This is a genomic window from Paenibacillus sp. sgz302191, from assembly GCF_057749925.1.
Genome location: NZ_JBYLHY010000009.1, coordinates 41,882 through 62,427, shown reverse-complemented (window position 1 = coordinate 62,427; position 20,546 = coordinate 41,882). Strand labels below are relative to the sequence as shown.

General features: G+C 48.5%; 20 protein-coding genes and 2 pseudogenes. 4 read left to right on the top strand and 18 right to left on the bottom strand.

The window, feature by feature from the left end; translation table 11 throughout:
* Nucleotide 1: 1 nt before the first annotated feature.
* The 7 genes and pseudogenes from nirB (AC3G2T_RS15085) to AC3G2T_RS15055 all read right to left on the bottom strand — a co-directional run.
* Nucleotides 2–2,365, bottom strand: a complete 2,364-nt coding sequence (nirB, locus tag AC3G2T_RS15085; RefSeq protein ID WP_488435998.1) for a nitrite reductase large subunit NirB — start codon at nt 2,363–2,365, stop codon at nt 2–4.
* A 64-nt stretch (nt 2,366–2,429) separates the two neighbouring features.
* Entirely contained in the window at nt 2,430–3,605 is a 1,176-nt protein-coding gene (locus tag AC3G2T_RS15080) for an MFS transporter (protein WP_488435997.1), read from the bottom strand.
* A gap of 21 nt (nt 3,606–3,626) precedes the next feature.
* Entirely contained in the window at nt 3,627–3,962 is a 336-nt protein-coding gene (gene nirD / locus AC3G2T_RS15075; RefSeq protein ID WP_474684819.1) for a nitrite reductase small subunit NirD, read from the bottom strand.
* Nucleotides 3,963–3,976: 14 nt separating this feature from the next.
* The gene (nirB, locus tag AC3G2T_RS15070) at nt 3,977–6,409 is read right to left on the bottom strand and encodes a nitrite reductase large subunit NirB (protein ID WP_488435996.1); all 2,433 of its coding nucleotides are present in this window, start codon (nt 6,407–6,409) and stop codon (nt 3,977–3,979) included.
* Nucleotides 6,410–6,950: 541 nt separating this feature from the next.
* The gene (locus AC3G2T_RS15065) at nt 6,951–7,214 is read right to left on the bottom strand and encodes a helix-turn-helix transcriptional regulator (protein ID WP_474684821.1); all 264 of its coding nucleotides are present in this window, start codon (nt 7,212–7,214) and stop codon (nt 6,951–6,953) included.
* A 243-nt stretch (nt 7,215–7,457) separates the two neighbouring features.
* Nucleotides 7,458–7,790, bottom strand: coding sequence for a branched-chain amino acid transporter permease (locus tag AC3G2T_RS15060; RefSeq protein WP_488435995.1), 333 nt, complete (start codon nt 7,788–7,790; stop codon nt 7,458–7,460).
* Nucleotides 7,781–8,425, bottom strand: a pseudogene (locus AC3G2T_RS15055) (AzlC family ABC transporter permease); the annotation flags it as partial. The pseudogene AC3G2T_RS15055 and the gene AC3G2T_RS15060, both read right to left, overlap by 10 nt.
* On the opposite strand from AC3G2T_RS15055, the gene AC3G2T_RS15050 reads away from it, so the two are divergent.
* On the top strand, nt 8,402–9,796 hold the full coding sequence (locus tag AC3G2T_RS15050; RefSeq protein WP_488435994.1) for an aminotransferase-like domain-containing protein: 1,395 nt from the start codon (nt 8,402–8,404) through the stop codon (nt 9,794–9,796). The pseudogene AC3G2T_RS15055 and the gene AC3G2T_RS15050 sit on opposite strands and share 24 nt — an antisense overlap.
* Nucleotides 9,797–9,883: 87 nt before the next feature.
* On the opposite strand, the gene AC3G2T_RS15045 is transcribed toward AC3G2T_RS15050, so the two are convergent.
* The 5 genes from AC3G2T_RS15045 to AC3G2T_RS15025 all read right to left on the bottom strand — a co-directional run bounded on the left by AC3G2T_RS15045 (nt 9,884) and on the right by AC3G2T_RS15025 (nt 14,028).
* On the bottom strand, nt 9,884–10,540 hold the full coding sequence (locus AC3G2T_RS15045) for an FMN-dependent NADH-azoreductase (protein WP_488435993.1): 657 nt from the start codon (nt 10,538–10,540) through the stop codon (nt 9,884–9,886).
* A complete protein-coding gene (locus tag AC3G2T_RS15040; RefSeq protein WP_488435992.1) occupies nt 10,540–11,073 on the bottom strand; it encodes an EVE domain-containing protein in 534 nt (177 codons plus the stop codon). Before AC3G2T_RS15040 ends, AC3G2T_RS15045 begins: the two co-directional genes overlap by 1 nt.
* 65 nt (nt 11,074–11,138) lie before the next feature.
* Nucleotides 11,139–12,083 (bottom strand): helix-turn-helix transcriptional regulator, encoded by a 945-nt coding sequence (locus tag AC3G2T_RS15035; RefSeq protein WP_488435991.1) that lies wholly within the window; start codon nt 12,081–12,083, stop codon nt 11,139–11,141.
* A 166-nt stretch (nt 12,084–12,249) separates the two neighbouring features.
* Nucleotides 12,250–12,807, bottom strand: coding sequence for a TetR/AcrR family transcriptional regulator (locus AC3G2T_RS15030; RefSeq protein ID WP_488435990.1), 558 nt, complete (start codon nt 12,805–12,807; stop codon nt 12,250–12,252).
* A gap of 66 nt (nt 12,808–12,873) precedes the next feature.
* Nucleotides 12,874–14,028, bottom strand: a complete 1,155-nt coding sequence (locus AC3G2T_RS15025) for a serine hydrolase domain-containing protein (RefSeq protein ID WP_488435989.1) — start codon at nt 14,026–14,028, stop codon at nt 12,874–12,876.
* Between the two features lie 400 nt (nt 14,029–14,428).
* Here AC3G2T_RS15025 and AC3G2T_RS15020 point away from each other — a divergent pair, with 400 nt between their 5' ends.
* From AC3G2T_RS15020 to paiA, 3 genes are all read left to right on the top strand, one after another.
* Nucleotides 14,429–14,926 (top strand): DinB family protein, encoded by a 498-nt coding sequence (locus tag AC3G2T_RS15020; protein ID WP_474684828.1) that lies wholly within the window; start codon nt 14,429–14,431, stop codon nt 14,924–14,926.
* 139 nt (nt 14,927–15,065) lie between these two features.
* Nucleotides 15,066–15,518: a MarR family winged helix-turn-helix transcriptional regulator gene (locus AC3G2T_RS15015; protein ID WP_488435988.1), complete on the top strand. Its 453-nt coding sequence runs from the start codon at nt 15,066–15,068 to the stop codon at nt 15,516–15,518.
* A 24-nt stretch (nt 15,519–15,542) separates the two neighbouring features.
* Nucleotides 15,543–16,061, top strand: a complete 519-nt coding sequence (paiA, locus tag AC3G2T_RS15010; protein WP_488435987.1) for a spermidine/spermine N(1)-acetyltransferase — start codon at nt 15,543–15,545, stop codon at nt 16,059–16,061.
* A 67-nt stretch (nt 16,062–16,128) separates the two neighbouring features.
* Here the strand turns inward: paiA and AC3G2T_RS15005 are convergent, their stop codons facing one another.
* The 6 genes and pseudogenes from AC3G2T_RS15005 to AC3G2T_RS14980 form a co-directional block, all read right to left on the bottom strand.
* Nucleotides 16,129–16,479, bottom strand: coding sequence for a thioredoxin family protein (locus tag AC3G2T_RS15005; RefSeq protein ID WP_474684831.1), 351 nt, complete (start codon nt 16,477–16,479; stop codon nt 16,129–16,131).
* Between the two features lie 56 nt (nt 16,480–16,535).
* On the bottom strand, nt 16,536–16,919 hold the full coding sequence (locus AC3G2T_RS15000; RefSeq protein ID WP_488435986.1) for a rhodanese-like domain-containing protein: 384 nt from the start codon (nt 16,917–16,919) through the stop codon (nt 16,536–16,538).
* A 14-nt stretch (nt 16,920–16,933) separates the two neighbouring features.
* The gene (gene trxB / locus AC3G2T_RS14995; protein WP_488435985.1) at nt 16,934–17,860 is read right to left on the bottom strand and encodes a thioredoxin-disulfide reductase; all 927 of its coding nucleotides are present in this window, start codon (nt 17,858–17,860) and stop codon (nt 16,934–16,936) included.
* 121 nt (nt 17,861–17,981) lie between these two features.
* Nucleotides 17,982–19,100, bottom strand: a complete 1,119-nt coding sequence (locus tag AC3G2T_RS14990) for a flavin monoamine oxidase family protein (protein WP_488435984.1) — start codon at nt 19,098–19,100, stop codon at nt 17,982–17,984.
* A gap of 118 nt (nt 19,101–19,218) precedes the next feature.
* Nucleotides 19,219–19,356: pseudogene (locus tag AC3G2T_RS14985) on the bottom strand (N-acetyl-alpha-D-glucosaminyl L-malate synthase BshA); the annotation flags it as partial.
* A 26-nt stretch (nt 19,357–19,382) separates the two neighbouring features.
* Nucleotides 19,383–20,345: a zinc-binding dehydrogenase gene (locus tag AC3G2T_RS14980; RefSeq protein ID WP_474684834.1), complete on the bottom strand. Its 963-nt coding sequence runs from the start codon at nt 20,343–20,345 to the stop codon at nt 19,383–19,385.
* Nucleotides 20,346–20,546 lie beyond the last annotated feature (201 nt).

Here is a 20,546-nt window from a genome sequence, read left to right as displayed (position 1 = left end):
CTCACCTTATCAAAGCAGCCGTCGGCTGCGGATTTACTTGCCGTTGCTCCGTCCGTTGCCGCTCTGCGTTCATTCTCGCTATCAATTCCGCCCGGAATAGCAGGTGAAACAAACCTTCCCGCAGCTTCGTTATGCCGAGGCGTTCCACCCATTGTCCTGTCGTTTCGCCGTACTTCGCCTCTTCGCGGTACCACTGCAAAAATGCGGCCGATATTTCCAGCACCGTATCCTCCGAAGATTCCACCGTCAGCAGCTCTCCCTTACGGAACTTCGCGCCGGAACTGCCGCCAACGTAGATCTCCCAGCCTCCCGGCACGCCGACAATACCCAGATCTTTGCCAAGCGTCCCCGCCCGGTGCAATGGGCTTGCCGAGACGGCCACAGCTGCTTGCGCCGGCATTTGCAGATGCTCCAACCGGCGTTCGAGACGGGCCCCCAGCCGGACGGAGTCCTGCAGCGCGCCGGGATCGTAGCCGATACCGGCGCATGTGGCTACAGAGGCGATCGTTTTGCCGTAGGCAGGGGCTGCCTCAAGCGGCTGACCGAGCTCCATGCCGACCGAACCGATATGCCCGGCGTCGATGCCCAGCAGGTCCAGATGCGCGCCGCCGCTCAGCTTCACTAACGGGATGTTGTACTTGTCGATCACATCCGCAATCCGCCTTAGCTGTTCGGCGGTCGTGACGCCGCCGTACATGCGCGGCGTCACGCCGTACGTGCCGTCGGCGAGCAAGCCCGCTCCCGGAGCCGCCGCGGCCGCTCCGGCTTCGATGTCGGCCGCCAGCGCCTGGCCGACATAATACCGCAAGGCCGGCCGGCAAACTTCGCAGCCGTCCGGCTTGCTCCAGCCCAGCGCGGACATCGCTTCCCGCGCTGTCGCAAACCCGCCTGCGCGTATAGCCTCGCGCAGTTCGTCATGGGTGCAGCCGGTGCAGCCGCACACCGTTTCCTTCGGCGCTGCCTTGCTCTGCAGCGCAAGCCCGAGCATCGCGGACACAAGCGGCTTGCAGCCGCCACATGTGCTCGATGCCCGTGTACAAGCGCGAACGTCTTCGACACTTTCGCAGCCTTGCTCGCGGACCGCCTCCAGAATCGCGCCCTTCGATACGCCGTTGCAGGAGCACACGGTCGCGTTCAGCGCCAGCGAAGCTGCATATGCCTCATCCGCGCCGCTTCCCTTCGCTTCTTCTTCGTCCAGCACGGACACATCCGCCTGCCGCTTGATATAGCCTAGCAGCTTGTTGCCCTCGCTGGCGTCGCCGTACAATACGGCGCCGACAATTTTGTTGTTGCGGACTGAAACCTTTTTGTACGTATGCCGAATGCCGTCATACACTTTCAGGGAAGTATCGATGTCCGAATCACGGATATCTCCCGCGGAAAATACCTCTACGCCGGATACTTTCAACTGCGAATACAGGATCGAACCGTGGTAGCCTTCGCCGCCGGTGCCGCAGATTGTTCCGGCCAGAACTTTGCCCTGCTCGTATAACGGCGCTACGAGACCGTAGACCGTCCCGCGATGCTCCGCGCATTCTCCGACCGCATAAATACCCGGCACATTCGTTTCCATATAATCGTTGACGACGATCGCACGGTTCGTCTCTATTCCGCTGTCTGCCGCCAGCCTGATGTTCGGGCGCACGCCGACCGCGATAACGACCAGATCCGCTTCTACTTTGCTTCCGTCCTTGAATTGGAGACCTTCCACCCGTTTTTTTCCGATAATTCTCTCCGTCTGTTTTTCAAGCAGAAACCGCATCCCCTGCTTTTCCAGATCTTTTTTTAACATGTTCGCCGCCGCAGCGTCCAGCTGCCGTTCCATCAAAAAACCGTTAAGGTGTACGACGTGAACGTCCATGCCCAGGTTCAACAACCCGCGGGCCGCTTCCAGGCCGAGCAAACCGCCGCCGATGACGACAGCCTTTTTATACGACTTGGCGGTTTCCATCATCGTGTTGCAATCGTTAATATCCCGAAAAGCGGTAACACCCGGTTTGTCGGCTCCAGGCAGCGGAAGCATGAACGGCGAAGAGCCCGTAGCCAGAATCAATTGATCGTACGGAACCGTACGCCCTTCCCGGCTGATCACGACGCGTTTCGCTTTATCGATGCTAACAACGGGGTCGCCCGCATAAAGCGTTATGCCGTTATCCAGGTACCACTGCCAGTCATTGATGGTAATGTCCTTCACGGTCGTGTCGCCTTGAAGCACCTTGGACAGCATAATCCGGTTATAATTCGGATGCGGCTCGCCGCCGAAGATGACGATCTCGAACCGCTCCGGAGCGAGCCCCAGAATTTCTTCCACGCAGCGCACGCCGGCCATGCCATTGCCTATTACAACAAGCTTTTGTTTCCCCATGTCTGCTTGACCTCCACATCCCAGACTGAAGACGACTCATTCCCATCGCCGCTTTTCGCCCCGCTCAAGCCGCCGCACCCGGTTTGGCCGTATTCATGCGAATCGTCGCACGGTTCATCCAAAGGCAACCTAAGGCAAAGAGCATAAGCAGCACAAACCCCAGCGTGTAGGAGCCGGACCAATCTTTAATGAAACCGAGGGCGATCGGCGGGAAAAATCCGCCTATACCTCCCGCTGCGCCGACGATTCCGGTTACCGCCCCCGTATTGAAAGGCGCTGCCTCCGGCACCATTTTAAACACGGCACCATTCCCTATACCAAGCAAAGCGGCTGCAATCAGGCAGCTGGCGCTGAACCCGGCAAATTGCTGCAAGGTCGCCGCCATAGCAAGCGAGGTTAGCATAATTCCCGCAAACACAACCGCCAGAACTTTACGCGACCCGACGCGGTCCGCCGCATATCCGCCCAACGGGCGGATCAGCGTGGCAATGACGACGAATCCCGCTGTTTTCATACCGGCGCTTGTTGCCGACAATTGAAACAAATCTTGAAGCAGCGTGGGTAAGTACGCCCCGAAAGCTACAAAACCGCCGAATGTCAGAAAATAAAATACGGATAAATACCATGTCGATGGTTCCTTAAGCACCGCCATCGATTGTTTGAACGTCTTTGCGCGGGCCGGAGCCGGCAAGTCCTTCGTCCCGGTCCAAAAGACCGCGGTTACGATTACAATCATGATCGCCAGGCTCCAAAATACCCAGGGCAAGCCAAAGCTGTTCAACACGAAAGGCAGCGCATAACTTGCCGCCGCTCCGCCCAGGTTGCCGAGCCCGGCCAATCCGAGCACTAGACCTTGCCTCTCGGCGGGAAACCACCTCGAAACATAAGTCAGCGAAATGGCGAACGTCGTTCCGGCCATCCCGATAAACAGCGCGCAGATCAGCAGCAGCAGGTAGGAGTGCGCCCATCCGGCTGCCAGCAGCGGAATAACAAGAAACATCATCGTTGCCGCAAATACCCGTTTGCCTCCAAAACGATCCGTATAAACCCCCATCGGAATTCGCAGAATCGACCCGAGCAGCACCGGTGCAGCGATCAATACGCTTTTTTGAACCGTACTAAGATGAAACATTTCTTGAATTTGTCCGGCAATCGGAGAAAATACGCTCCAGATGACGAACGAGGCCATCATCGCCATCGTCGAAAGTCCCAGAGCAAGGGCAGATTCGTTTCGTCGCATGATTCGGCACCTTTTTCCAGGCTAGGAGGCCAGGATACTTTCTTCCGCAATGTGAAGATACAACTCGCCGCCGGCAGCGTCGATCTCCACCCGGAAGGTCGTTACGCAGCCTTCGTCGGGTGCTTGAACGAGCCCGTCGTGCAGATCGATTTTCCAGTCATGGAGCGGACAAAATACGTGGTGATCGCACACTATGCCTTCGGACAGCTTGCCCGCTTTGTGCGGACAACGGTTTTCAATAGCCTTGACAGTGCCGTCCGAAAGCTTGAACACGGCGATTTCCAACGTCCCGATGCGGACAATTCTCGACCTTTTTTCAACGATTTCCGATATATTTCCAATATGGATCCGCTTCATCCCCATCATCTCCTCTATTTCAAAATCGACTCTGCCGATTGCTCCTCCAGCGGTACGAACGTCTTGTGCAGCGATTGCTCCTCAATGATTTCTTTCCATGGATCTTTCATCAATTTCAGCGTCTTCTCGATTCGCTCCACAAGCTTGGCGCGGTCTTCTTTCGTTTCCAACGCCGCCTTGATCGTATCCAGGCCTACGCGTTCCACCCACTCGGAAGTCCGTTCGTTGTACTTCCCGGTTTCACGGTAGTACTGCAGGTAAGCACCCGACCATTCCAGCACTTCCTCTTCGGTCTTGACTTTGCACAGCAGGTCGGTTCCGCGAAGCTTCGTCCCGCCATTTCCACCGACATGCAGTTCCCAACCGCCGTCGATCGCGACAACGCCGAAGTCCTTGATCGTCGCTTCCGCACAGTTGCGCGGGCAACCCGAGACAGCCATTTTCACTTTGGCCGGCGTGTACAGCCGCTCGTATTTTTTCTCAAGCTGTATGCCCATGCCGATGGCATCCTGCGTGCCGAAACGGCAAAATGTCGAGCCTACGCACGTTTTCACAGTGCGAAGCGATTTGCCGTAAGCGTAGCCTGAAGGCATATCCAGCTCGGCCCACATGGCGGGCAAGTCTTCCTTCTTCACGCCAAGCAAGTCGATTCGCTGTCCGCCTGTCATTTTAACGAGCGGCACTTCGTATTTTTCCGCGATTTCCGCGATTTTCTTCAAATCCTTCGGCGTCGTTACGCCGCCATACATTCTCGGCACAACCGAGTACGTGCCGTCCTTCTGAATATTCGCATGATTGCGTTCATTCACGAACCGGGACTCTCTTTCATCCTCATGCTCTTCCGGCCATACCATGCCGAGGTAATAGTTAAGCGCCGGACGGCATTTGGAGCACCCCTCCGCGTTCGACCATTCCAGCACGTTCATGACTTCTTTCGAGGTTGTCAATCTCATGCTGCGAATCGCCTCCACGACCTCGTCGCGCCCCAGCGGCGTACAGCCGCAAATGCCTTCCTTTACCGTCTTTACGCCGTCCGCTCCGAGCACATAGGTGAGCACATCGGCCACAAGCGGTTTGCAGCCGCCGCAGGAAGCGGACGCTTTGGTGCACGCTTTGATCTCATTGACGCTGGAACAGCCCTTCTCCCGGATCGCCTTCACGATGGCGCCTTTGGATACGCCGTTGCAGCCGCATACGATCTCGTCGTCATTCATCCCCGCAATCAAATCCGCGCCGGATTTCGCCTTGCCGCCTCCTTCGCCAAGAAGCACCGTCTTTTCCTTGCCGGTTACATCCTCGCCGTTGCGGATCATGGCAAACAGGCGGGAGCTGTCGCTGATGTCGCCGAACAGGACGGCGCCGATTACTTTGCCGTCCCGAATGACGGCTTTCTTATATATCCCTTCGAAATCGTCCTGAACGCGAACGGCGCGCGTACCCGGTTTGTCGGCATATTCTCCGGCCGAAAATACGTCCACGCCCGACACTTTCAGCTTCGTCGATACGACGGAGCCTTGATAGCCGGCTGTCTCAACGCCTGCAAGCCGCTTGGCCAGCACAGCGCCCTGCTCGTAAAGCGGAGCGACCAGCCCGTAAGCGACCCCGCGATGTTCAGCGCATTCGCCGACGGAGTAAATATGAGGGACGTTCGTCTCCATGAAATCGTTGACGACGATGCCCCGGTTAATCTCGATGCCGCTGTTTTTCGCCAGCGCAGTATTCGGACGAATGCCTACCGCCATCACGATCAGATCGGTTTCGATTTCCGACCCGTCGGTAAAACGAAGGCCTGTCGCGCGCTTTTTCCCAAGGATCGATTCGCTGTTTTTCTTAAGCAGAAACTTCATACCCTGGCGTTCCAGCTCCTGCTGCAGCAAGAGTGAAGCGGTCCGGTCAAGCTGGAGATTCATCAGGTATTCATTAATATGAACGACCGACACTTCCATGCCCAGGTTCAGCAAACCGCGAGCCGCCTCCAGACCGAGCAAACCGCCACCGATGACGACCGCTTTCTTGTATTGCTTGGCGGCTGCAATCATCGCTTCGCAATCTTTAATATCCCGGAAAGCAATAACGCCTTCTTTATCCGCGCCGGGGAGCGGAAGCATGAAAGGCAGCGATCCGGTCGCAAGAATCAGTTCATCGTAGGGAACCGTGATTCCGCCGTCCGTGCTGACGAGCTTGCGGTTCGCATCGATATGACTAACGGTATGGCCTGTATGCAGCGTAATGTTATTTTCTTCGTACCAGGACCAGTCGTTGATGACGATATCTTTCATACCTGCATCGCCGGCCAGCACAGAAGAGAGCAGGATGCGGTTATAGTTCGGATACGGCTCTTTCCCAAAAACAGTAATTTGATATTGACTGGGCGCCAGCTTCAGCAATTGCTCGATACAGCTGACTCCAGCCATCCCGTTTCCTACCAAGACAATTTTCTTCTTCATTGAAATTCACGCTCCTGTTCCGACTATAACATCACTTATGATGTTATGTTTTTCTTTATATTTAGCAAAAACACTTCCGATCTCGAAATTACGTAAATTAATCTAACATATAAATAATGTAACTCATAGGGCTGTATTTTTCAACAAAAAAATAACGATCTCGTTGGTGTTTACAACAAAATCCGTTAAATAAGCGGATATTTCAATGATATCCAGCTTTTAATATTCGTTTTTTAGAGCAATTCCCCTGGATTTTTTCGAGAAATCCTGCCATGAACGCTTTTGAATCCATGCTCCCGAATGAATTATATGTAATGTTTTTTAACATAAAATATACTGTTATCAATCAAGAGATGGACGAAAATACTCTTAAAAGTGCATAAGAAAAATAGGAATTAAGCGCCTGGGCAACCAGGGAATCAATTCCTCTCTGTATCCGATCCTAACTTCGTCTATTTGAAAAGGACTATCTAAAGAATAACTGTTTCAAAGCCAATTCGGTATACTACACATGCAGTATTATCGAGCTGCGGCACTATCGCTAAAGGAAATTGTTTATTATTTCCAGGAGTATACTGATCGTAATTGAAGCCTTGGAGTTTGCATTTAGCTTGTTATTGATATTTTGAATATGAGTGCGTACCGTACTTTCGCTGATATAAAGCATTTTGCTAATTTGTTTGTAGTTATAGTCGGAAATCCAGTAAAGCAAAATTTCTTTTTCTCTTTTCGACAGGTTCGGGAATATGGATCTCTCGACGAAAAAAGGTTGGATTGTTTTAAATATTTCTTCCTCGTCTTTCATAAAACACTCTCCTTCATAAATTCCCCCCTCCTATATGTAGACACGTTTCAAAAAAATAAAATCACTTATTTCAAACATATTATTCCAAATGATGAACAAAATGTGTACATTTTATGAATTCAATTGGCATGAGACGACCTATTACAGTCCCTTTGCACAATTCCGTCTGATTTTTCGCATACAAAATAAAAAGCAGCTTGCCGCGGCAAACTGCTCCTTGTCTCTTTTAACTATAGCAGCCAGCTAAAATAAAAATTGAACCAAAAACATATAGAATAGAGTGCCGCTTGCAATGGATAAAAACATATTCTTTTTCCAAATATGGAGAAAAACAACGACTGCAATTGAAATCAATTCGGGCACTCCATAATTGCCGGATAAAAATTTGACATCTTTAATGCTATAGACAATCAGCAGCCCCAAAGCTACCGAGGGCAATACTTTGCCGAGATACTGCACATAGCTTGGAGTGGGCCTACCTGAAGGAAAAATAATAAACGGAATAAATCTCGTCATCATCGTTCCCAAAACAACCATTCCAATCGTAATCATTTGCTCTAATAAAGTCATTGACATGTACGTCCACCTGGTTTCTTCTCCACTTGCTTCCTCATCAAAGTAAGTACGAAGAGAATGATGATCATGGAAGGAATGACAAAGCTGCCGCTGTTAAAAATAAAAAGGCATAAAAGCGATAATCCTAGACCCAATAAAGCGCTGCGATGCGCTGTCTCTTTCATCCATTGTTCGATAAAGATGACAACAAATAGAGCCGTCATAACAAACTCAAGCCCTTCCATATTTACTTGCACTAGCGACCCAAACAGCCCGCCAATTGTAGCCCCAAGGACCCAATAGCTATGATTAAGCACGGTGACGAAGAACATATACCATCCTTTATTCACTTCTTGCGGTATATTTGCTGTGTAATTGATGGAGAACGTTTCATCGCATAAACCAAAAATCAGATAGAGCTTTTTCAGCCCGGTCCCCCTGTACTTTTCAAGCATGGATATCCCATAAAAAAGATGGCGCGCGTTTACCGCTAAAGTGAGGAACAGTGCACCTAACGGATGAAAGGCCCCAAGCAGCAGATTGACAGCAACGAATTCCATCGAACCGGCAAAAATAAGCAGGCTCACAATCAATAGTATAATTGTATGGATTACAATTTTGCGAGGTACAGTATGCCGATAAACTCCTTTACTGATTACCCAATGTCGTGGAAACCCGACAAAGGCGCATTGAACCGTCCGATCTATCTTTCGCTGGCCTTATTACTGGAACATGACATTACAAACGGATTTTTAGCTCCCGGTACAAAATTACCGCCGCAAAGGGAGTTGGCCGATTTTTTAGATGTAAATTTTACGACCATTACACGCGCTTACAAATTATGCGAGCTTAAAGGCTTAATTTACGCTGTTACAGGGAGCGGTACATTTGTTTCGCCCAACGCGGCACGCTCCATCACAATTTCAAAAGGTAAAATTTCAAATGAATGTATTGATCTTGGCTTTGTCGAATCATTTGAGCAAACGAATACGACTGTCGCTGAAGCTGCAAAAAAAGTGATGGAGAAACGTTATTTGGAGCAGCTCTTAAATTACAATGATCCTACAGGAATTCCGCATCAAAAAGCAGCGGCTCAAAATTGGATGAAGGCTTTTGGCATCCATGCGGACACAGAAAATATGGCCATCGTTTCCGGAGCACAGAATGCGCTGGCAATTACGTTGTTAGCTCTATTTGAACCGGGAAACCGGATTGCGGTCGATATTTATACCTATTCAAACTTTATTGAGATTTCGAAAATGTTTCGTATTAAGCTAGTTCCGGTTCCCGGTGACGAGCACGGAATGCTCCCTAACGAGCTTGAAAATCAGTGCCTTCAATTGGATGTACACGGCATATTTTTGATGCCTTCTTGTTCTAACCCAACGACTGTAGTGATCCCGGAAAAGCGCAAAAAAGAATTAGCTGCCATAATACGAAAGCATAATTTGATTTTGATTGAAGACGATATTCATGCCTTCCTGTCAGTTGGTGTTATAGATGATTATGGTCAGCCTATGTTTCAACTTCTCCCAGAACAAACCGTTTATATTTGTAGTACCTCCAAGTCCATCTGTTCCGGCCTCCGAGTGGCATATATGGTGTTTAGCGATGCATACAAAGAGAAGATAATGAAGGCGATTTTTAACATTAATGTCAAAACCTCTTCGTTGGATGCCGAGATCATTACCGAACTTATTTTATCCGGAAAAGCAAATGCAATTGTCGCGAAAAAGAAGGAGCTGGCGCAGTGTGCTAACGGTTTATTTACAGAGTTTTTCCCACAGCCTCTTTACACTGGCCATCCATTAAGCTTCTATAGGTGGCTCCCCTTATCGAACCATATTCGTGCAACACACACGGAGAGCTACTTTATGAACAAAGGAATTCAGGTTTTTCAATCCGATCGCTTTTTAAGTGGGGCCGGTACGCATGATCATTATTTGAGAATAGCGCTTTCGTCTACAAATTCTTTGGAGGAATTGAAAAAAGGCTTGGAGATCTTGAAAGAAAGTCTCGGGATTTAAATGCTGACAGCGGCTTAGAATAAAAAAAGCTGCATATCCCCAGAAACCCGGGATTGCAGCTATTTTTATGGTGCTTCTTGCAACGTATTAGAAGCTCTTCGCAGCTTCCCGGGCTTTCACGATAGCCTCTTCCTTGATGACTCCGGCTCGATCCGGCATTTCTGCCATTCCCTCGACAAAAATGCTTTGAGTATCAGTGACTCCGACGAACTGCAAGATTGTTCGCAAGTAACTATGTCCAAACTCCATGAATGTGGCAGGGCCTTCCGAGTAGACTCCGCCGCTGGCCTGGATGTGAATCGCCTTCTTGCCGGTTATAAGTCCGACAGGGCCGGTCTCGGTGTAACGGTATGTCTTTCCGGGAATAACAAAACAATTGATATAATGGTTCAGCACATACGGGATTGTAAGGTTCCACATCGGCGAGACGAAGACGTATTTATCCGCTGCGATGAATTGATCACAGAGTTCATCAAGCCGGGCGAGCTTTGTTCGTTCAGCATCAGACAGCAACTGATCGAACGGGGTGCCGGAGCCGGACTTTCTCCATTCAAATAATTTCGCTTTTGCATTTAGGATATCGGCGTCCAAAGGCGGGATGTCCATTTGAAATAAGTCGAGATGGATGACTTCGTCCTCGGGGTGCGCTTCACGATAAGTATCGATAAACTCCTTACCGATAGCCAGGCTGTACGAAGCATGTTGATCGAGCGGGTGAGCAGTAATATACAATACGGTTTTCATTATGGTTTCCCTCCAAGTAATAAGTTCGTTGATTCATCCGAAGTTGTTTCTTCCCAGCCGGCCCCCAGCATCTCATTCGCTATGGTCATGAAATCTTCCCGATTAATTTCAAATTGCCCGAAGCGAAATGAGTACCCCCAGTTGCGTCTCCCTCTGGTGAATGTCAGCTTATCCAACAGACCGGCGATTTTAACGGTGCGGCAAGGCAAATAACGCATATTCCGGCGATATGGAATAAAGTCGTCGCTCATTTTAAATTGATATACGATATCGTCAGCGACCCAGCCAATAGCCGTAAATGCCTGCAGGAATTCTCCTCCCTTCATATCCGTTCGCGGGGAGTAGTAGATGAGCCAATCCCCCGACCGCATTCTTCCGAGCGAACCAGCCTTCCCGTTGCAAGTCTGCGCGATCCCTTCTTCTACCCCATGGTTGACATGCGATGCAGAGACTATACCGATCCAATAACGACTCCGCTTGGAACAAGTCATGTCGCCCTCATCAAACACAAAATCAGTTGCTCTATCGATCATTTTCTTGCAACCTCCTTTCGTTTTGATATATCCAAGCATACAACAACGCTACTGACAACATCATGTCAGTAGCGTTTTGTCATTTTTTCAATTTCTTCTCTCACTCGATTTTTAAACGATTCCGGCTCAATAACTACGACACCTGCCCCCCATCCGAGTATCCAATGCAGCAGTTCCTCGGGGTGACGTACGCGATAATTCACATAGTATCCATCCGCATGAAGCTCGCCATCCTCCATATAGTAGTTGTCCGTGTTCTGCACTTTATCCGCGATGCTTGCATCAAAGAGCACACGAATCTTGACGTTGCGGTCATCCGTTTGCCGATAATCGTGCAAATTAAAGCTGCTTGGGAGCTGAAACCTTTCATCCGTGATGACAGGATCTTTTATCCGCGAGACTCGGAAATGACGTAGGTCCTGGCGCAAGTCACAATGAGCTATTAACATCCAAGACCCGTCAACGAGTATCAAACCATAAGGCGCAACTGTTCGAGCAGTTTCACGGCTCCCATCGGCATCAGTCAATCTTTTATGGTATCCGAAATGGATTTTTTTGCCATCTAGTATGGCGGAGCGGATCGTTTCAATGTTTAATTTCTCACGCCCCACATTCCGTTCCTTCGTATTGAGAAGGCGGATACCGCTGCGGACCCGTTCAGTTTCCTCCTTGATTGGCCCAGGCAAAATCGCTTCAATTTTCCTCCGCGAAGACCGAGCATTTCTGATGTAATGATGATCAAAGCGCTGTTCGATAAAATCAACGCCGATCAACAAGGTGACTGCTTCATCCAAAGTAAAACTGACAGGCGGTAGAAAGTAGCCCTCGATTAAGGAATAGCCTATTCCGGGTGACCCTACGATAGGTACGCCGGCCTCACAAAGCGCCTGAATATCACGATAGATCGTTCTAACACTGGTCTCAAATGTTTCAGCCAAATCCTCCGCTCTCCGCACATTGCTCCGCTGCAGTTCCAACACAATCGCTAACAAACGTTCTGTTTTTTTCAAGCGCTGCTCCCCCTCTCCCCTTTGCTCTTATCCGCCTTCGTTTTTTTAATCTAACTATACAAACACGATAATGACAACTGTATGTCAGTAGCATTTCTTCTTTTTCAATTTTTATGAAAATAATAGAATGTTCGTTCATTATGAGGCAAAATAAAATGGGACGCGCTTAAGATTTAATCGCATCCCAACTCATTTGAACCAAGTCCTTCATATTTTTCTCAGTAAATTCAAATTCTCCCTTGAAATGCTGCTTCGCCAATGCTGCTATCGGATGTTGAAGATGTACGTACAACAGCTTGTTATCGCAGTCTTTGAGCAGCTGCTGTTCCCTGCCTTTCTCAACTAATTTATCGTAAGGCTGAAACATCTGACTGGTATCTTCAAGGTTCAAATTCTCAACAAGCGGTGAATTGCTAAACTGCTCGAGGAATAGAAAATCTTCTGTACGATCAGTAATAAACTTAATATAATTCCGAATCACTAGTTCGAATCCAGCTTTGACAGGCATAGATGCATCTATTCCCGCAAACATACACGAGCTCATTCTTTGTTTAACATTCAAATACAGCTTAGCGAGCATGTCCTCCTTGTTTTCGAAATAAACATAAATAGTCGACGGGGATACGTTGGCTCGCTTCGCGATCTTTGACATGGATATATCGGAAAAGCCAATCTCATTCAGAAGTTGTATCGTTGCTTGAAATATCGCTTCGCTCTTATTCATATCTTTATGTCTCATGAATTTATGATAAACGTTTATTCGATTAAAAGTCAACAATGTTTAGAAACTCTACTCCAGAGCCCCGTAAACAACGGCCCGCAGCCGGTTAGCAATGTAGGGTTCGAGGCTCGGCAGCATCTGCTGCATGTACACGACGGACAACTCCTCTGCCGGATCGATCAATAGCCACGAACCAGCCAAACCGGCCCAGCCGTATTCGCCGATCGAGCCGTTGCTGCCGCCGGCTGCCCGATCGATCATGACACGGACCCCTAAACCATAGCCGTAACCGCTCATATGCGACCAATTGAAATCTGTAAGCTGCCGCGGACTTAAATGATTGGTCCCCATCAATCGAACCGTATTCGGGCTAACAATCCGAATCCCGTCCAGTTCGCCCCCTCTTGCCAACGCTTGCGCAAACCTGCTATAGTCGCCGATCGTTGACAACAGCCCGCTTCCACCGCTTTCATGGCGGCAGCCTGGCTGATAAGGAGTGTCCATGCGGGTATTTGGAGTCAGCGTCCCATCTTCGGAACGATCGTACATCACACATAAGCGTTCCCGCTTCTCTTCCTGTATCCTGAATGAGGTGTCTGCCATTCCCAGTGGCTCGAAAATTTCCTTCTGCAGAAACTCTCCGAACGTTTGACCGGACAGCACTTCAATCAATGCAGCCAAGACATCGTGGCTTGTACCGTATTTCCAGCTCGTGCCGGGATCGAAAGCCAATGGAATGGCCGCCAGTGCTTTGGACAGCGCCCGGGGGTCCAAAGTCGCTACATTGTTCTCAAAGATTTTTCGGGTCTGCCTTTCAGTTTCCGTACCGTCGCCGCCATAAGTAAGCCCGGACGACATAGTGAACAAATCCTTGACCCGTATCGGGGCCGCTGCGGGAGAGACGGACACAGTACCGAGTTCATTATACCGGTACACTTGTGGATTTTTGAATTCTGGCAGATATTCATCCAGCGGATCGTTCAGCAAGTACAGTCCCTTCTCATATAGCATGAGAGCAGCGACACAAGTAACCACTTTGGTCATCGAATAGATCCGGTAAATTGTATCCGGCTGTATCCTTATGTTCTTCTCCAAATCAGCATATCCGAACCTCTCCTGATATAAAACTTCCCCGCGTCGTACGATGGTGCAGGCACACCCGGCCGGTCCGCCTTTCTCCATGAAGCTCTTAAGCAGCGGAGTCAATCGCTGTAATTGGCTCATTTCCCTAGCACCTCCCGAAAATACTTATAATGGCTGATTCTCAACAACCCATAGGTCAATGATTTAATTATTCGAGGAATACTATGGATATCCTCCTAAACTCTTCAAAGGCTTTTCCCCCTATTTACTTTTTCTATACCTGGAAAAAAGATATGATATCCGAAACAAAACGTCTGTTTGTAAAAACGTTCCTATGGCCCCGCCCGCCGAAATGAAAAGACCCGATAGGGCAGCCGGCACCAATGAAGATGAATTCAGCAAATAAACGGATACACGGGACGAACGAATGTAACATGCATTTCGGCTCGACCGAGACAAGCCTTTCCACTCGACCGAGACAAGCCTTTCCACTCGACCGGGTTTATAGTAAGCTAGTCATATAAGGGAGGAGAGGGAATCTATGGTGAAACAACTAATCATCGGAGATGCTATGCATGAGCTGGCCATTACGCGCCGCATTCTGGAACGCTTGCCCGAGGAGCATATGACGTGGAAGCCGCACGTGAAATCGATGACGTTGGGTGGGCTGACTACGCACCTGATCAACCTGCTGAACTGGCAAGTCGCGATTTTTCAGTACCCGGAATTCGATCTTTCGACCGTGCCGCTTCGGCGGGAACCTTTGGAAAGACGCGAAGACGTGCTGGAGGAATTCGACGCGAACGTCGTCAAGCTTGAAAAGCTGTTAGCCGAATGCGACGAAAAAACGCTCGGCGAGGAATGGACCTTGCGGAACGGCGATCATATCATCCTGCGCCAACCGCGGGCGATCGCGCTTCGCACCTTCGGATTAAGCCACATGGTCCACCACCGGGCGCAGCTCGGGGTTTATTTGCGGCTTCTCGATATTCCGGTGCCGGGCCTCTACGGTCCCTCGGCCGACGAGGCAGCCAACTGAACTAAGACACACCGAAAAGTCGCAGGGCATCGGCATGACGCCGGTACTCTGCGACTATTTTTTTGTTGTAAATACAACAAAAATGATGTACTATTTTCTTACGTCATTTGAAAAATACAATTGTAGTGGAGTTGCAAATATGAAGGAAATTCTACGTGAGGTTGGAATGATTGCTAGGTCATTGGATTCTATAAGTAATATTGAATTTAAACAATATGACCTTACAAAAGGACAGTACTTGTACCTCGTGCGAATATGTGAAAATCCGGGAATTATTCAAGAAAAGTTAGCCGAAATGATAAAGGTAGATCGAACGACAGCCGCTCGTGCTATAAAGAAACTTGAGATTCATGGATTTATTGAAAAGAATGATGATCCCTATAACCAAAAAATTAAAAACCTGTTTCCTACGGAGAAAGGGAAGGCTGTTTACCCTGCAATAAAAAGGGAAAACGATTATTCCAATACAGTCGCACTATCCGGATTCTCCGAAAGTGAAGTAGAAACCATTTTTAACCTGCTGCAAAGAGTCAGAAAAAATGTAGAAAAAGACTGGGAGTTTGTAAAAAAGGGAAACAAGAGAAATTATTGATTTTTTAAAAGGAGGACCAATAAAATGACTGTAACTATAAAAAAGTGCACGTTTAAAGATCTGGGCTTACTTCAAGAAATTAGTGTAGAAACATTTGATGAGACATTCAAGAATCAAAATTCACCAGAAAATATGAAAGCCTACTTGGAAAGAGCATTTAACTTAAACCAATTAGAAAAAGAATTATCAAATATTTCTTCGGAATTCTATTTTATTTATTCTAATGAGGAAATTGCCGGGTATTTAAAGATAAACGCCAATGAGGCTCAATCCGAAATAATGGGCAATGATTCGCTTGAAATCGAGAGGATTTATATAAGGGGAAAATTCCATAAACAGGGGCTTGGGAAATATCTAATAAATAAAGCTATAGAAGTAGCGATAGAACAGAATAAAGAGAAGATCTGGCTAGGGGTTTGGGAAAAAAATGAGAGCGCGATTGCCTTTTATAAAAAAATGGAGTTTGTTCAAACAGGAGCCCACTCTTTCTATATGGGTGATGAAGAACAAATAGATTTTATAATGACCAAAACACTCATTTAGCGGGTACGAGTAAAAAAACAGCAGCAGCCAAAGTTTTAATTCCAAGGTTGCTGCTGTTGCTTGAAAATTACTTCACTTTATCATCTTGAGTAACTATTTCATAAATTTGTTCAATTTGTTCATTTAAATGGTCAAAGCGAACAAACCGATCCGCTCTTGCATATTCTTTTTGTTCGATCATCAAAAGCATTGCAGGGACTGCAAAAATCAAAAATCTTGCCGCTACCTCCTCGACCTGATTGGCGTTAATATGGCCCAGGTGTATCTGCGGATAATGCTCGAGCAGCTCCCTTAGCTTAGGCAAAATGGCGTGACACACATTACACTCCGGCCTGGATACGTATAGGAAACTCAACTTATGCTGCTCCAGAAACGCTTCTACCATATCCAGCGAAGTTAATTCATGAAGCTCTTTCATGTTGTCACCCCCATGTTCGTCCACCCCCGAATTGGAGCTTCAACCAAGCGCGTATACTAATCTTCAAGTTGAAACAACTTAAGCTGATTCAAAACCGGCCCATGCACCGTATATAATTTGCGGAATCCTTTTCGTTGAAGAAGCCGGGCGGCCTTCTTGCTTTTGAAACAACCATCTGCCAAGATCATAACCTCATCCTCAAGGGATAATTCTTTTTGCCATACAAAGGGCAGCCGGCCTAATGAAATATTGATTGAGTTCGGAATATGCGCCTTATCGAAATCCGTAACATCCCTTACATCAAGCAGCTTAATTGAGGAGGGTAATTTGTTTAAGCTATCCCTTAGATTCGTTTTTAGACACGACAGGTAATGAACCGGCCCAACTTGACGAATAATCCACATGAGAACAACCGCAAGCAGAATATATAGAGTGACCATAATATTCACTGCTCTTAGTGTCCGTGGGATTCAACAAATTTTTCGCTGTCGATGGCTGCCATAGCGCCGCTGCCGGCCGCAGTGATGGCTTGACGATAGCGGCTATCCTGCACGTCCCCACAAGCGAATACGCCGGGTATATTGGTCTCCGTCGTACCTGGAGCAGTGATAATGTAGCCATTCGCATCCGTTGTAATCTGCCCATCCAGAAAGCCGGTATTCGGATGATGCCCAATAGCCACAAACACCCCGTTGGCATGAATGACTTCTTCTTCACCCGTTGCGTTATTTCGGACTTTCAATCCGGTTACCCCACGGTCGCCGGCGATGACTTCAACTGGCGTCTTGTTAAGTGCCCATTCGATTTTTTCGTTGGCATGCGCACGGTCTTGCATGATCTTAGAAGCTCTCAATTCGTCACGCCGATGAATCAAAATGACTTTAGAAGCGAAGCGCGTCAAGAAGTTCGCTTCTTCCAGCGCGGTGTCACCACCACCGACAACAATCAATTCTTTGTTCCGAAAAAAGAACCCGTCACATGTGGCACATGTGCTGACACCACGACCGACATTCTCTTGTTCATTTGGAATTCCAAGGTACTTGGCACTCGCACCGGTAGAAATAATGAGCGTTTCGGTTACAATCTCACCTTTTCCTTCCACTTGCAATTTAAACGGACGTTCGGACAGATCCGCTTTATTTACCCAACCTGTATAAAATTGGGCCCCAAATCGTTCGGCCTGTTTTCGCATGTTGTCCATCAATTCAGGACCCAGAATCCCCTCCGAAAATCCGGGGTAATTTTCAATTTCCGTCGTTGTGGTTAATTGCCCGCCAGGTTCTGGCCCTTCAATGACAAGTGGGTTCATATTGGCACGAGCCAGGTAAATGGCTGCTGTCAATCCTGCAGGGCCTGTTCCTACGATAACCGATCTATACATGCTTCATTCCTCCATTCGTCGTTGAAATTATCCACTATTCAATTGATTGATTGAATTATAGTATCAAACATCCCTTTCGTCAAGCGTAAACTTTCCACCTTGAATTCGTTGGACGAGCATGTCATTGATTCGTTTTGTATAGCTCAATGAGTTCAGATACCGCTCGCTCGGCTGATTGAAGCGCGCCTTCAAGGTGTCCGCCCTGTTCATAAGCAGTTTCTGTGCCCGCAAAAATGATCTTCTTTCCCCAACTCTGCGTGCCTACAGGCGGACCATAGCTTGGGTAGTCGCGAAGTGGTTCGGCGTCTTCATCAACCGCCGTCTCCGGGTCAATGGACCAATCCTTATAAAGAAGGGCACTCATGTTTTCAGCGGACGGCCCGAAGAGCCGGGTCAACTGTTCCACGACGAGTTTGAGGACTCTTTCCTCCCCTAGCTCTTGCCGCGACTTCGCCGGCATCCCAAAAAAACCAAAAAGTGCACCTGCGCCTGTATCAGGCGATGCATCATGGATTTCCTGCAAAGGTCCTACCCAACTGGATACGAGACCAGAAAGCCCTTTTTCGCGCCAAAATGGACGATCGTAAATCGCAACTGCTTTAGCCTGTGCTGCCATCCACGTGGGTTTGTTGACCAAGCTAGCCATTAGTTCGGGAGAGAGCCCAGGCCAAAAGGCGATGGTTCGTGCTACGATCCGGGGCGGTAAGGTGATAATGACCGCACTTGCACGGATATTCTCCCTCTTGCCATCTGCTTCAAGTGTGATGGTTCCGTTTCCTTCCTGATGGATCGAAGTCACTCGCGTGTTAAGCTGGATCGTCCCTGGAGGAAGTGTGGCTGCTACGGCGTCGATGAGGGACTGAACACCTCCAATGAACCGAACCGATCTTTCAACAGCTCCTTCCGGCAACACATATTGCTGTGCGGGTTCATTTCGAGATCGCTCAGAAAGCATGAATCCTTCATTGTACTGCTCAAATGTCCCTAAACCGAGTTCTTTAACGAGCTTGGTAATCGTTCGCTCATACTGTGGCCAGAACCATGTCGGGCCTAGATCGAACCTGCCAAGGTCAGGCCTGTCTGCAACCTCTTTGCTTAAGACTCTTCCACCGATACGTCCTCGTGCTTCTAGCACGCTGCACTTGATGCCTTGTGCTGTGAGCAATGATGCCGTACGTAGGCCGCTTAAACCTGCGCCGATAATGATCACCGGGTCATTCACATTCATTTCCAATTCCATTCCTGCACCCCTTCATCGATTCGATAGGCAGTAAATCCCTTATTCTGCATATGTTCCACGGCCTCCGTTGTATTCACACAAAAGGGTCCTCTACAATAAGCTGCAAGTTCTACATGCTGTGGCAGATAATTTTCACACCCGGACGTGCGAAATCATTACGCAGTGATGCGCTATTGCGCGGATAGTAGACTCGTTTGTCCACGAAGTTGTACATCAGGTCGACAGCACCCCATATATCCAGTAGCTCTCGCGTTTCTAAAGTCACATTCCCTTCGTTTAGAATCATTCAGAAATGCTCAGCACGGCTCGAAATCGTGTCTTTGCCGACATCATTTTATCATACGCTTCGCTAGCGCGTTCCAAGGGGAAGACTTCAATCATAGGCCGTACATCAGTCAGCACACTGAAGCGAACCGCCGCTTCAACTTCTTTAGCCTGTCCGGTAAACGAACCTCGCACTGTATTAGGACCTTTTAAAAAGTCCATGGCAGACAATTCCAAAGGTTCCCCAGAACCCGCTACAATAATGAGTTCGCCATCTGTACCAAGCCCATTGATTAAGGAAGAAATAACTTTAGCATTTGGCGCAGTAGCGAGAATGACTTTGGCTCCGCCTAAGGCTTTTAGCGCTTGGGCCGGATCTTCTTTTTCGGAATCAATGTAAAAATGCGCTCCAAGCTCTCGTGCCAACTTCTCTTTATCCCCGCCACGAGAGATGGCAACGGTTTGAAATCCTGCTTTCTTTGCGTACTGTACCGCAAGGTGCCCGAGTCCTCCAATACCGGAAATGGCTACAAGATCACCTGGCCGAGCCTTGCTGTTTCGCAGTGCGCTAAACGTAGTTTCGCCTGCACACATCAGCGGAGCTGCTTCTTTGGAGGATACTTCATTTGGAATGCTAGTCAGCCCATCTTCAAAAGCAACCATGTATTCCGCGTAGCCGCCGTCCATGGTTAGACCCGTCACATGGTTGTGGCCCCCATGCCATCCAATGCCTACCCGCTGCCCAATTTTCCATTTCGTCGAACCTGCCCCAAGCTCCTCCACGATACCGACTACTTCATGACCCGGAATCCGCGGATACTCAGGGGCATTCCCTCCAATGGCCACCGAGTCCCCGTTACATACCCCGCATGCTTCTACACGAAGAAGCACTTGCCCTTCTCCAGGTTGAGGCACCGGGATTTCGACCAGCTTCATTTTTTCGCCCTTGGACGGAATTTGTATAGCTTTCATCATTTTCATTGTATCTTACCTCCTACAGTTCGGTTGTGGAACGATTTTAGTATATGACAAAATCAAAGTATATTCAATTATATAATTGTATAGTTGAATGACAATATTCCTTATTTTCGTCAATATCCTTCCTCCGCCTGCGAACAGATCCGCCGCTTCTCTAGACGATTTCTGCTAACAAGGATCTAAAGATTAACAACTAAAAACGCC

Coding starts and splice junctions, on each gene's coding strand:
- nirB (WP_488435998.1), bottom strand. CDS start 2,365: ATGGGGAAACAAAAGCTTGTTGTAATAGGCAATGGCATGGCCGGCGTG.
- AC3G2T_RS15080 (WP_488435997.1), bottom strand. CDS start 3,605: ATGCGACGAAACGAATCTGCCCTTGCTCTGGGACTTTCGACGATGGCG.
- nirD (WP_474684819.1), bottom strand. CDS start 3,962: ATGAAGCGGATCCATATTGGAAATATATCGGAAATCGTTGAAAAAAGG.
- nirB (WP_488435996.1), bottom strand. CDS start 6,409: ATGAAGAAGAAAATTGTCTTGGTAGGAAACGGGATGGCTGGAGTCAGC.
- AC3G2T_RS15065 (WP_474684821.1), bottom strand. CDS start 7,214: ATGAAAGACGAGGAAGAAATATTTAAAACAATCCAACCTTTTTTCGTC.
- AC3G2T_RS15060 (WP_488435995.1), bottom strand. CDS start 7,790: ATGTCAATGACTTTATTAGAGCAAATGATTACGATTGGAATGGTTGTT.
- AC3G2T_RS15050 (WP_488435994.1), top strand. CDS start 8,402: ATGCCGATAAACTCCTTTACTGATTACCCAATGTCGTGGAAACCCGAC.
- AC3G2T_RS15045 (WP_488435993.1), bottom strand. CDS start 10,540: ATGAAAACCGTATTGTATATTACTGCTCACCCGCTCGATCAACATGCT.
- AC3G2T_RS15040 (WP_488435992.1), bottom strand. CDS start 11,073: ATGATCGATAGAGCAACTGATTTTGTGTTTGATGAGGGCGACATGACT.
- AC3G2T_RS15030 (WP_488435990.1), bottom strand. CDS start 12,807: ATGAATAAGAGCGAAGCGATATTTCAAGCAACGATACAACTTCTGAAT.
- AC3G2T_RS15025 (WP_488435989.1), bottom strand. CDS start 14,028: ATGAGCCAATTACAGCGATTGACTCCGCTGCTTAAGAGCTTCATGGAG.
- AC3G2T_RS15020 (WP_474684828.1), top strand. CDS start 14,429: ATGGTGAAACAACTAATCATCGGAGATGCTATGCATGAGCTGGCCATT.
- AC3G2T_RS15015 (WP_488435988.1), top strand. CDS start 15,066: ATGAAGGAAATTCTACGTGAGGTTGGAATGATTGCTAGGTCATTGGAT.
- paiA (WP_488435987.1), top strand. CDS start 15,543: ATGACTGTAACTATAAAAAAGTGCACGTTTAAAGATCTGGGCTTACTT.
- AC3G2T_RS15005 (WP_474684831.1), bottom strand. CDS start 16,479: ATGAAAGAGCTTCATGAATTAACTTCGCTGGATATGGTAGAAGCGTTT.
- AC3G2T_RS15000 (WP_488435986.1), bottom strand. CDS start 16,919: ATGGTCACTCTATATATTCTGCTTGCGGTTGTTCTCATGTGGATTATT.
- trxB (WP_488435985.1), bottom strand. CDS start 17,860: ATGTATAGATCGGTTATCGTAGGAACAGGCCCTGCAGGATTGACAGCA.
- AC3G2T_RS14990 (WP_488435984.1), bottom strand. CDS start 19,100: ATGGAATTGGAAATGAATGTGAATGACCCGGTGATCATTATCGGCGCA.
- AC3G2T_RS14980 (WP_474684834.1), bottom strand. CDS start 20,345: ATGAAAATGATGAAAGCTATACAAATTCCGTCCAAGGGCGAAAAAATG.